Source organism: Bacillus sp. LH1, from assembly GCF_057924895.1.
The window spans coordinates 730,276-742,500 of record NZ_CM175007.1; the positions used below are offsets into that span (position 1 = coordinate 730,276).

The 12,225-nt window shown below is 35.5% G+C and carries 11 protein-coding genes (1 of these 11 only partly in view); 7 read left to right on the plus strand and 4 right to left on the minus strand.

From position 1 onward, the window contains the following. Positions 1-212 precede the first annotated feature (212 nt). Genes gerLA through ACX9TM_RS03695 form a run of 3 tightly spaced genes read left to right on the plus strand, consistent with a single transcriptional unit; the run spans position 213 to position 3,966 of the window. Positions 213-1,691: a spore germination protein GerLA gene (gene gerLA, locus ACX9TM_RS03685; RefSeq protein WP_002023287.1), complete on the plus strand. Its 1,479-nt coding sequence runs from the start codon at positions 213-215 to the stop codon at positions 1,689-1,691. After that, positions 1,692-2,816 (plus strand): spore germination protein GerLB, encoded by a 1,125-nt coding sequence (gerLB, locus tag ACX9TM_RS03690; protein ID WP_000802003.1) that lies wholly within the window; start codon positions 1,692-1,694, stop codon positions 2,814-2,816. It abuts the gene before it with no gap. Beyond that, positions 2,800-3,966: a Ger(x)C family spore germination protein gene (locus ACX9TM_RS03695; protein WP_000681619.1), complete on the plus strand. Its 1,167-nt coding sequence runs from the start codon at positions 2,800-2,802 to the stop codon at positions 3,964-3,966. Before gerLB ends, ACX9TM_RS03695 begins: the two co-directional genes overlap by 17 nt. 211 nt (positions 3,967-4,177) lie before the next feature. Here the strand turns inward: ACX9TM_RS03695 and ACX9TM_RS03700 are convergent, their stop codons facing one another. The 3 genes from ACX9TM_RS03700 to ACX9TM_RS03710 are packed head-to-tail and all read right to left on the minus strand — an operon-like array spanning position 4,178 to position 6,532. Then, positions 4,178-5,578, minus strand: a complete 1,401-nt coding sequence (locus ACX9TM_RS03700) for a nucleoside recognition domain-containing protein (protein ID WP_000443605.1) — start codon at positions 5,576-5,578, stop codon at positions 4,178-4,180. Next, positions 5,556-6,278, minus strand: a complete 723-nt coding sequence (locus ACX9TM_RS03705) for a FeoB small GTPase domain-containing protein (RefSeq protein WP_000033865.1) — start codon at positions 6,276-6,278, stop codon at positions 5,556-5,558. The genes ACX9TM_RS03700 and ACX9TM_RS03705 overlap by 23 nt, the downstream gene beginning before the upstream one ends. Next, the gene (locus ACX9TM_RS03710; RefSeq protein WP_000252982.1) at positions 6,275-6,532 is read right to left on the minus strand and encodes a FeoA family protein; all 258 of its coding nucleotides are present in this window, start codon (positions 6,530-6,532) and stop codon (positions 6,275-6,277) included. Before ACX9TM_RS03710 ends, ACX9TM_RS03705 begins: the two co-directional genes overlap by 4 nt. 509 nt (positions 6,533-7,041) lie before the next feature. Here ACX9TM_RS03710 and ACX9TM_RS03715 point away from each other — a divergent pair. From ACX9TM_RS03715 to ACX9TM_RS03730, 4 genes are all read left to right on the plus strand, one after another. Then, positions 7,042-7,944 (plus strand): phosphate ABC transporter substrate-binding protein PstS family protein, encoded by a 903-nt coding sequence (locus tag ACX9TM_RS03715; RefSeq protein ID WP_000245108.1) that lies wholly within the window; start codon positions 7,042-7,044, stop codon positions 7,942-7,944. Positions 7,945-8,015: 71 nt separating this feature from the next. Beyond that, the gene (pstC, locus tag ACX9TM_RS03720) at positions 8,016-8,906 is read left to right on the plus strand and encodes a phosphate ABC transporter permease subunit PstC (RefSeq protein WP_000676676.1); all 891 of its coding nucleotides are present in this window, start codon (positions 8,016-8,018) and stop codon (positions 8,904-8,906) included. Positions 8,907-8,908: 2 nt separating this feature from the next. Then, positions 8,909-9,829, plus strand: coding sequence for a phosphate ABC transporter permease PstA (gene pstA, locus ACX9TM_RS03725; protein ID WP_000994141.1), 921 nt, complete (start codon positions 8,909-8,911; stop codon positions 9,827-9,829). Between the two features lie 135 nt (positions 9,830-9,964). Continuing rightward, positions 9,965-10,489: a P-loop nucleotide/nucleoside kinase family protein gene (locus ACX9TM_RS03730; protein ID WP_065382114.1), complete on the plus strand. Its 525-nt coding sequence runs from the start codon at positions 9,965-9,967 to the stop codon at positions 10,487-10,489. A gap of 44 nt (positions 10,490-10,533) precedes the next feature. Here ACX9TM_RS03730 and ACX9TM_RS03735 read toward each other — a convergent pair whose 3' ends face one another. After that, on the minus strand, positions 10,534-12,225 hold the 3' portion of the coding sequence (locus ACX9TM_RS03735) for an efflux RND transporter permease subunit (RefSeq protein WP_000375549.1). Its footprint extends 1,353 nt past the window's final position; only the last 1,692 of its 3,045 coding nucleotides appear in the window; its start codon lies off the right edge, out of view; the stop codon is at positions 10,534-10,536.

Here is a 12,225-nt window from a genome sequence, read left to right on the forward strand (position 1 = left end):
CTGCATTAACGGGCAGTAAGACCCCCACCTCAAAATTCAGCGGAAGCAAAGAAGTTAGGTGGGGATTAAACTGTCCGTAAAAGCCCGATTGGTGAGGGTTGATTAAAGTTTTACTTTATTAGAGCTATCTTTGAAAAGAGATAGCTCTTTTTTTGTATATATTTCCTTCTATTAGCGGAATCTAACTAAAAACTTGTTGAAAAGGAAGCTAGGTGGGGAAATTGTTAGAGCTTGAAGGTAACTTATTTGAAGTTATGAAAGAAATTAGGGATGAGTTAGGTTCACCTAATGATTTAACAATTAGAGAAGTTGCTCTTGCTGGGAGTTTTACACGTTGTGCGGTTGTGTTTTTATGTGGATTGACAGATAAGGATAATGTTTATAAATATGTCATTCGCACACTGCAATACGAAGAAATTATAAATGAGGAAGCTGTTGTTCAAACGTTATTGGATCGTTTTATTTCTATCGCAGAAGTGGGCGTAAAGACGAAGTTTCCAGATATTATGAATGCGATATTAGCGGGAGATACAGTTATATTAATTGATAATATTCAAACCGCTATCGTTATTAATAGTAGGGCCTGGGAGAAGCGAAGTTTAGAACCACCAGTGACAGAAGATTTAATACGCGGACCGAGAGTTGGATTAAATGAAGATATTAATGTGAATAAAATGTTAATCCGACGCAGTTTACGCGATCCAAAGTTGAGGTTCCAATCTTATATTATGGGGAAGCGATCGCAGAAAGAAGTAACCCTAGTATATATAGAAGATATTATTAATCCTCACATTGTAAAAGAGCTAGATCGCCGTCTTCAATCAATAGTGACAGATGTCGTTTTGGAAACAGGTACGATTGAACAATTAATTCAGGATAATAATTTATCCCCATTTCCACAGTTTTTGAATACAGAGAGGCCTGATAATATTATAGCCTCATTAGCGAAAGGGAAGGCGGCAATTTTAGTAGACGGATCCCCGTTTGCTCTTATTGCACCACTTGTGTTTGTTGATATTTTTCAATCTGTAGAAGATCATTACGAGCGCTGGGTGATTGGAACGTTATTAAGATTTTTACGTATGGGTTCAGGCATAATTGCGGTTTTGTTACCAGCTATGTATGTAGCACTTGTATCTTATCATCAAGGACTTATTCCTTCTAAACTGGCTTATTCAATTGCAGGTGCGAGGGAAGGTGTTCCGTTTCCTGCATATATTGAAACGTTAATGATGGCCTTGACTATGGAATTAATACGAGAAGCTGGAATCCGATTGCCGAAACCGATGGGACAAACGATAGGGATTGTAGGAGGTCTTGTAATTGGAGAAGCTGCGGTAAATGCAGGGATTGTAAATCCGTTTTTAGTTATTATTATTGCAGTTACTGCGATTGCTACGTTTTCGCTTCCTGTATATAGTATTACGATTACGTTCCGAATTTTACTTTTCGTCTTTGTATTAGCTGCAACGGCTTTTGGGCTGTATGGAATCATTCTAGCTCTGATCGCACTTGCTATTCATATTACAAATTTAACAAGTGTTGGTATACCGTATACAACTCCAATTGCTCCTGCATTTTATAAAGATTGGAAAGAAGAATTTATTCGCATGCCAAAATCGATGTTGAAAGATAGACCAGAGTACTTACAAACAAAAGATTCTACAATACGTCCAAAGGAGCGAAAATAAGTGAAACCATTTGAGTATGGCGATGAAGAGATTGGATCTCGTGAAATTGGGTTTGCGGTATCATCGACCATTATTGGTATAGGGGCATTGTCTATGCCAAGAGATATCGCTAACCAAACTTTATTTTCGGACGGTTGGATTATCTTGCTTTTGGGTGGATTGATCTGCGCAGTTTTAGGTTGGTTTGTGACGAGGGTGGCTATCTTATTTCCAAAACAAAATTTTGTTCAATATACGAGTGCGCATTTGACGAAGCCTGTTGCATACACAATTAGTAGCATTTTAGTATTAACGTTTGCTGCTTTGACAGCATATGAATCGCGAATGATTTCAGTTATTTCTCAAACGTATTTATTTAGTGATACACCGATACAACTACTGTCTTTCTTCTTCTTATTAGTTGTTATTTATGGCATAGCAGGATCAAGAGCAGCCTTATTAAGGTTAAATGTTATATTCTTACCTATTGTTTTAATTGCGATAGTGCTTCTTTCTTTATTAAATATAAATTTAGTGGAAATCAATAATTTACTACCAGCTTTTCAAACGAAAGTAAGTCAATACGCTGTTGGAGTTAAAAATTCTATTTTTACGTTTATTGGATTTGAAGTAGCTCTGTTTTATGCGGTGTTACTGAATGATAAGACAGCGAAAAAAGCGCCGATGGCAGTTGCGAAGGCGGTGATGGTAAACGTGTTGTCATACATTTTAATTTATGTAACTTGTATTAGTGTTTTTACGTATATGACAACACGTGGATTGACATATCCAACAATTGAATTAGGGAAAGAAATTGAAATTGGTGGAGGGTTTTTAGAAAGGTTTGATGCGATTTTTTTTACGACTTGGATTATTACAATTTATAACACTACAGCAATGTATTATGACGTCGCATCTTTATTATTTTGTGCTATGTTTCCGAAAGTGAAGAAACATATTTTTATTTTCGTAAGTGCCCCAATTATTTTTATGGTGAATATGATACCTAGTAGTTTGAATACTTTATCAAGTTATGGAACTTATTTAGCTTGGATAGATATGGGGTTTGTCGTGTTAGCACCTTTATTGGTTTTTATTGTATATAAAATAAAAAGAAGGAATGGTAGAAATGAAACACCTTCTTAAAATTATAATAGTTATGTTTTTTGTTGGACCTATTAGTGGGTGTTCTGAGTTACAAGAAATAGAAGAAAGAGGATTTGTAGTAGGTGCAGCCTACGATATTGTGAAGGAAAAGAAAGTGAATCCAATTATGAAAGGGACTTATCAGATGGTACTCCCCAGTAAATTGTCTCAACAGGGTGGACAAGGGAGCGGAGATAGTGAAAATTATATTAACGTAAGTGCGAAAGCAGATAGCGTCTTTGAGCAAATAAGAATAATTGCTAAGAAAATTAGTCGAACATTATTTTTTCCGCATATACAAGTTATTATTTTTTCGGATGAATTACTAGCGAATCCGTATGTTTTGCAAAATACGTTAGACGTATATTTTCGTGATCATGAAATGAGAAGAAATATTCGTTTGTTCGTTTCGAAGAAAAATGCAGAATCTATTTTAAAACAAAGTGCAAAACCTGAAAACTTACCGGCGCAGTACATTGATATGTTAGCTGAACATCCTCCGAAAAACGCTCAAATGATTGAGGCGGCGAGAATTGGTGAAGTACAAGGGAAAATGATTGCAGATCGAAGTTTTGCACTACCTCTCTTAGGGTTAACTAAACAAGGTGTACAAATGGAAGGAGCGGCATTGATCCGTGGAAAGGATAATAAGTGCGTTGGAACTTTGAGTGGAGAACAAACATTAGGAATGAACTATATAATAGGTAAAAAAATTGAAGGTTTCTTTACTGTTCGTAAAAAAAATCAGCTTATTACATATGAAGTTCATAAATTGCGTCGGAAGATTAAGGTGTCTACGGAACATGCTACAAAACCGAAGTTTGATATTCACGTGTTTACAGAAGGGACATTAGCTGAGCTGCATTTTAATGAACCAAAACAAGTGATGAATGAAAAGGTTTTAAAGAAAGAGCTTTCAAAGGAAATGAAGAAGCGTATTGAAAAGTCCATACAGCTTGTTCAAAAAAAATATAAGGTAGACGTATTAGAACTAGGAGAGGTATATAAGAGGCATAATTATAAAGAGTGGAGAAAAATCAGTAAGAATTGGGATCAAGGCCAGAATTATTTTAGTAATGCTGAAATTACTGTTTACGTTCATCCGACGATTGAACATTCAGGTTCAGCTTTACCGAAGAAAGTGAAGTAAGGTGATATAAATTGTTTACTGAATTGGGAATTAGTTGCACAATATTAATGGCGGTGCTTCCCGGAGCTATATATTTCATTCATAAAAAACTCACAACGTATGGAGCGCAGCCGTGGAATACTGATGTACAAAAAAAGAAACCTGAATGATTTTCAGGTTTCTTTCGGACAAAGCATATGTGAAGGGGGATGCCTTCTATGTATGCTTTGTTTTATACAAGCCCTAACCAATGTACCAATTGTGTAGAGAGGAATGTAACAACAATGGCGATAACGGTAGGGATTGCAAACGATAAGAATGTCCATTTTGCACTTTTTGTTTCTTTGTATATGTTAACCAGTGTTGTTCCGCACGGGAAATGAAGAAGTGAGAACAACATTGTGTTTAACGCTGTTAACCAAGTCCAACCATTTTCTAGGAATAGATTTTTAATTTGATTAAAATCATCTATTTCAGTTAAAGCCCCAGTTGATAAGTAAGACATTAATAAAATTGGGATTACAATTTCATTAGCAGGTAGTCCAAGAATGAATGCAGCTAGAATAAACCCGTCAAGTCCTAACATTTTAGCAAATGGATCTAGGAAATTTACAAAATACATAAGTAAGCTTGTGTCACCGATAAAAATGTTAGCAAGTAACCAAGTTAATGCAGCTGCAGGGGCAGCAACAACTATAGCTCGTTTTAAAACGTAGATTGATTTATCGAGTGTTGCGCGAACAATTGTATTCCAAACTTTTGGCTTGCGGTACGGAGGTAACTCAAGTGTGTAGTGAGTTGGAACCCCTTTTAAGGCTGTTTTTGATAGTACCCAAGAAACAGTTAATGTCATAATAACACCAAGTACAACCATTCCAACTACAACGCCAGCAGTAACCAATGTTTGCATACTGCCTGTATAACCAGCAGCCATAAATAGTGAAGCCATTAAAATTAACATAGGCCAGCGACCGTTACAAGGAACGAAGTTGTTCGTTAAAATTGCTAGCATACGTTCACGTGGTGATTCAATGATACGTGTTGACATAATGGCTGCTGCATTACAACCAAATCCCATTGCCATTGTTAAAGATTGTTTCCCGTGTGCGCCGGATCGTTTGAATAAGCGGTCCATATTAAACGCGACACGTGGTAAGTATCCGTAATTTTCTAATAGCGCGAACATAGGGAAAAAGATTGCCATAGGTGGTAACATAACGCTAATAACAGCACCGATACCACGGAACAAACCAAGTATTAAAATGCCATGTAACCATTCAGGTGCATGCGCTGCTTGGAACCAAGATGTTAAATATCCTTCGGCCCATCCGAAGAATTCGGCAATCATATCAGATGGTACGTTAGCGCCTGCAATTGTAAGATAAAAAATAATAGATAAAATACCGAGCATAATTGGGAATCCCCAGATTGGAGATGTGAAAATTTTATCTAGTTTTTCGGAACGATATAATTTATCAGTATTTGTATATTGGACAGATTCTTTACATATGCTTGCAGATGTTCGGTAAATATCTCCGACTATATCATCTCGTATATCTTCTTTTGAAAGTGTTTGTGCATGTTGAATAATATAGTCTAATGGAAGAGCTTTACTGGCTGAGTGAGATTCCATTAATTACGACCTCCCTTACAAGTGGTTCATTATGGTGTTTTTGAAGTGTAGTTAAGAAATTTTTATCTCCATCTAATATACGTAACGCAATCCAACGTGCTGGATACGTATCACCGAACACTTTATAAATTTGTGGTTCTAATTCCTGAATCATATTTTCGATTTTTTCGCTGTAAGTAATTTTAATTGGTGTTGGAATTAGTTTTTTATTTGCTACTTTTGCAATAACATTTAGCAAATGACCAATACCTACTCGGTTACGTGCTGAAATTTTAACGACAGGTACACCAAGTGATTTTGCTAATTTCTTTTCATCGATAACAATCCCTTTTTTCTCGGCTTCATCAATTAAGTTAATGCAAATGACTACATTGTTTGTCATCTCCATCACTTGAAGTGCTAAATTTAAATTTCTTTCCATAGCAGTTGCGTCTATAACAACTACAGTTACTTCTGGTTTTTCAAATATAATATAATCCCTCGCTACTTCTTCGTCTGCGGAATTTGAGTATAGTGAGTAGGTTCCAGGTAAATCTATTAATGTATAATTACTTCCGTTATGTTCATATTCTCCTTCAGCTTTTAAAACAGTTTTTCCCGTCCAGTTTCCAGTATGTTGTTTTAAGCCTGTTAAAGTATTAAATAATGTACTTTTCCCTGTATTCGGGTTACCAGCTAAAGCGATACGATGTTTGCTCATCTGAAATCATCTCCTATTAATACCCCGAAAATAAGGGAGCTTTCTTCTTTACGCAGTGCAATAGTTGTGTTACTCACTTGATAAGCGACCGGATCTCCAAGTGGACTGCGTTGCAATACTTTAATCGTCGCCCCCGGGATAAATCCCAAATCTAATAAGCGTCGTTTCATAGTTCCTTCTAATTGTATCTTCTCAATTTGTACAAACTCTCCTATTTTAAATTCGGAAAGTGGTTTTATATTAGCCGATACCATAAAAGTTACCTCATCTCTATATTTTTAGTTTGAGTTTAAAAAGTTTCCTAAGGTAAACTTTTTGTTAGTAATATAGTAGACTACATTGGATTATGTTGTCAATTAGTACTTTAAAAATATTCATTTATTTTTAGAATTGTTCCAATTTATTTAGTTGTACTAAAAAATATTACTGAAATTATTTTTAATGTGCATAAATTAGGTGTGTGAAAATTACAAAATACAGCGGAATTGTAAATGTAACTTTAACGAAAAGGGAAAAAGAGAGAAAAACATTTACATTGAATTTACATTGTTAAGAATATATTTACATTGCAGTGTAGTTAGTGTGGTTTTTGTTTGGTTATTTAACTATAAATGTTGGGATTTCTAGCTTTTAAGGATTATTATCGTCATTTACTTAAAATTAAAAATTGCTTAACACTCACATAATATTGTTGTCCTACAATGAATTTGTGTTCGAAAGAAAATGAATTCGAAAAGTGATAATCCAAATGGGGGTACAAGACATGGTTATGAAAAAAGGTATTAAATTTTCTTTAGCAGCTTTAGTGGTAGCAGGAGCATTAGTTGGTTGTGGGAAAGCAGAAGATACAACTAGTAAAGACACTGCTAAAGGAAGCGATAATACAAAACAAGAATTATCAGGTACGATTGCAGCGGCTGGTTCTACAGCTCTTCTACCTCTTGCGGAGGAAGCTGGAAAGAAATTCATGGAGAAAAATTCAAAAGTTTCTATTCAAGTTCAAGGTGGCGGTAGTGGAACTGGGATTAACCAAGTAGCATCTGGTGCAGTACAAATTGGTAATTCAGATGTTCCGTCCGGAGATAAAATAAAAGATGCTGAAAAGGCGAAAGAATTAGTAGATAACAAGGTAGCGGGTATTGCATTCGCTCTTGTCGTAAATAAAGATGTAAAAGTTGATAACTTAACAATGCAACAAGTACAAGATATCTTCACTGGAAAAGTAACAAACTGGAAAGAAGTAGGCGGAAAAGATGAAAAAATCAATGTAATTAATCGTCCGGCTTCATCTGGTACACGTGCTACATTTGAAAAAACGATTATGAAAGACGCGAAAATTAATGATGGAACTGGTACAACACAAGATTCTAACGGTGCAGTAGAGCAAGCGATTAACTCTACTCCTGGTTCGGTGAGTTATTTAGCAATGTCTTACATGGTGGGCGAGAAAAAAGGCGCACTACAAACAGTGAAAATTGATGGTGCTGAACCGAAAGTTGAAAACATCGCGTCTGGTAAATATCCATTCTGGTCTTACGAATATATGGTAACAAAAGGTGAAGCGAAGGAAGCGACGAAAGCTTATATCGATTATGTAAAAGGTAAAGATTTTGAAAAGCAAGTAGAAGATATGGGCTACATTCCAATGTCTAAATTAAATAAGTAATAAAATTTTATGGGGCTGGCTGCAAGGCCAGTCCTGTTCATTTCAATCTGTGAAGTGGGGTCTGTCCTGTGATGAAGGGGAAAAAGCAAATTAATTACGTGAAAAGTGAATATATAGGAAGATCACTTGTTACGTTTTGTGGTATTTTTATTGTTTTAATTACATTAGCTATTATTGCGTTTATTTGTGGTAAAGGTATTCAATCTTTTACACAAAGTGGTATCTCATTTACTGAGATGTTAACATCGACAAAATGGAATCCAAATGCTGATCAAGGATCCTTCGGGGCTTTAATTTTCATTGTAGGTTCAACGGTGGTTTCGTTAGGTGCGGTTATTATTAGTGCACCAATTGCTATAGCTCTTGCTATATTCATGAATTTAATTTCGCCAAAGTTTGGAAATAAAGTATTGAAGCCTGTTCTAGAATTGTTAGTTGGTATTCCTTCGGTTGTATACGGATTATTAGGTGTTACGATTTTAGTACCACTATTACGTGATTCGTTTGGGGGAGTAGGCTTTAGTTTAATTGCAGGTATTGTTGTATTAAGTATTATGATTTTACCTACTATTGCTAGTATCGCTTCTGATGCAATACGTTCTGTTCCATTTGATTATTTAGAAGCTTCTTATGGTCTAGGATCAACGAAATGGCAAGCAATTAGCCGAGTGATTGTTCCTGCTGCGAAAAAAGGGATTTTAACAGGTGTTGTTTTAGGCTTAGCGCGTGCTTTCGGTGAAGCGTTAGCGGTTCAAATGGTAATCGGGAATACGATTAAATTACCAGAAGGAATATATAGTCCGACAGCGACGTTAACTGGTATTTTAACAATGGACATGACGAATACATTGAACGGAACTGCTTGGAACAATGCGCTATGGACTTTAGCGATGATTTTACTTGTTATTTCATTCCTGTTTATTTTAGTAATTCGAGCGATTGGGCAAAGAGGTGAGCGATAATAATGAATGCAAGAACGGTAAATAAAGTTTGGACGGGTATCTTTTATGCGGTTGCGGCTTTAGTTGTAGCTTTGCTAGTGTTCTTAGTATTTGAGATTTTACAAAAGGGATGGGGATTTTGGGATCCTAATTTCTTGTTTGGAGAACCAAGCAATACAAGAGCTGGTGGTGGGATTGGTCCGCAGTTATTCAATTCCTTCTACATGCTTGTTATAACGCTTATTATATCTATTCCTCTTGGATTAGGTGCTGGAATATATTTAGCGGAGTACGCAAAACAAGGACGTTTTTTAAATTTTGTTCGTCTATGTATAGAGACGATGGCGTCTTTACCTTCTATTGTTGTTGGTTTATTTGGTTTGTTAGTGTTCGTTACAATGACAGGTTGGGGATACACAGTAATGGGTGGTGCTCTTGCTTTAACTATTTTAAATTTACCAGGTTTAACGCGTGTTTGTGAAAATGCGATTTCAGAAGTTCCTCAGAATGTAAAAGAGGCAAGTCTTGGATTAGGTGCAACGAAGTGGCAAACAATCGCTCGTATTATTATCCCATCGTCATTACCACAAATTATTACAGGGATTATTTTAGCGGCGGGTCGTATATTTGGGGAAGCGGCAGCATTAATTTACACAGCGGGTTTAACATCCCCGATTTTAAATTCAGCAGCGGATTTCTCAAGTCCTGCGCATCCTTTAAATCCGTTTAGACCAGCTGAAACATTAGCGGTTCACATTTGGAAATTAAATTCTGAAGGAGTTATTCCAGATGCGAAGTTGATTGCGACAAAATCTGCAGCTGTATTAATTATTATGGTATTACTATTCAATGTTATTTCACGCTTGATAGCATCTATATTACACAAGCGCTTTACAGGAACGAAAAGAAAAAGTAAAACAACGAAAAAGGTAAAAGCGGCATAAATTATAAAGAAGAACTCTCTATTTATAGGTAGGGGGTTCTTTTGTATTTTAATATAGAAGGAATGGATGTAATGATTGTTGAATTTGTGATTAATTATAAAGAAGAACAGATGTAATTTAGAGAGGAGCTTTAATTTGTTTTTTCTGCAAATGTCAGGTTTTCCTGGGTCAGGAAAATCGACAGTTTCTAAGTATATAGCGAAATTAACAGGTGCTGTAATTATAGATCATGATGTTTTGAAATCCGCGTTGTTAAAATCATTAAAAGTAAAAGGAATTGAATCAACGATTGTTGGTGGGCTTGCGTATGATGCCGAATGGGTATTGATTGATGCTTATTTAGAACAAGGGCATAGTGTTATATTGGATAGTCCGTGTTTATATGAGGGAATGGTTGAAAAAGGGATTGAACTATCAAATAAACATGGTGTGAAATATAAATATATTGAGTGTTATCTTAATGATATGGAAGAGATTAATAGGAGACTGCAAACACGTAAGCGTATGATCAGTCAAATTGAAAAGGTGGAATCGGAAGTAGGTTTTAAAAAGTGGTTAAATGGTAGTAAAAGACCTTCAAATAATGAATACCTTATTGTGGATTCTAGTAAACCTATAGAGCAATATGTGGAAAAAATGATGGATTATATGACTAAATAGAGAAAAGGCGTTATCTTCATTTGTGAAGATAACGCCTTTTGTTTTTAAATATCAGGTGTTTCTGTAGAAGTGCTTATTTTCCTACGGGAGCGTCTTTTTCTCCCGATTTTATCTAGTAGTTCATACATAACTGGAACGACTACTAATGTAAGAGCAGTTGAGACTGCCAAACCGCCGATGACAACGACGGCTAAACTTTTTGATACCATACTTCCTGCTTGGGATTGGCCAAATAGGAGTGGGAGCATAGCAACGATTGTTGTAATAGCTGTCATAATAATTGGGCGTAGTCTAGTAGAACCTGCTTCAAGTAAGGCTTCTCTAGTTTCCATTCCATGTTCCCGATTTTGTTGGACTCTTTCTATTAATACAATAGCGTTTGTAACAACAATCCCGATTAACATTAATGCGCCGATCAAGGAATTTACATCAACAGGTGTTCGTGAAATGATTAATCCTAAAATACCACCGACAGCAGCTAATGGTAAGGAGAATAGGATTGCAAAAGGAGCACGTGCTTGCCCGAAGGTGATAACCATAATTAAATATACAATCCCGATTGCAATCCCCATAATTTTGAATAAATCTGTAAAATTCTCTTGCATAGATTCAGTAGCTCCTGCGATATTTACTTTTGCACCACCAGGTAAATCTAAGTCAGTCATCGCTTTATTTACTGCTGTGTTTACTTTACTCAAATCTTCATTTGAAGCTTCGGCTGTAATTTGGATTGTTTCTTTTCCGTCTTTATGGAAAATTTCTGTTTGTGTTTGTTTTTCTGAAATAGTTGCAATGTCTTTTAAAGGTATTGGTCCATTAATAGGTGATAGTATGTTTGTATTTAAAATATCTTCTTGTTTATTAATGTTTTCTTTTTTGTGTTCTATCATAATAGTAGCTTTTTCATTATTAATTGTAATTTCGCCAATAGGTGATTTCTTCATAAGGAATGCTACTTGTTGCGCAGCTATTTCTGGTGTTAAACCTAGTTGTTCAGCCTTTGTTTGATCAATATGAATTTGCCATTCTTTCTTAGAGTCTTCTAAATTTGTTTTTACTTTAGAAAGATCATCCATGCTTTTTAGTTTTGTTTCAACGATAGTAGCCGCTTCTTTTAAATCCGCTTCGTTAGTAGCTGTTACGTTAAATTGTAAGTTATTGCCGCCGCCAGAGCTTGAATAACTTGTTTTTATATAATCAAGTTCAGCAGGCTCAAAAGTTTTATGTTCCTTTTTTAACTCTTTAATATATTGATCAATATCAGAACCTTTTTTAAAGACTACGAATATACTAGCGAGGTTATTTTTAGTTGTTTGCCCCCATTGTGCATCTTCTGCGCTAGATCCCATTCGTAAAATAACGTCTGTTATATCTGAATTAGAAAGTAATTTCTTTTCAAAATCAAATGCTTTTTGTTTTTGAGATTCAGCATTATAATGGGCTGGAAATGTCATGTTAATAGATAACATTGTGTCGTCTTCAGATTTTATGTTTGCTTTCGGTAGTAATATATAAGCTGCAATTGATCCTACAAATAATAAAAATGCAGTAAGTAGAATAATGAATTTATGAGAAAGAGCCCACTTTAATGTAGCGACATATCGTGATGAAGAACTTGGCTTTCGATGCTTTGTTTTTTTGAGTAGTAAAAAAGCCATAAGTGGAACAACTGTTAGTGCAACGATTAAGGATGATAATATAGAATATACAACTGCTAATACCATAGGTAACATTAA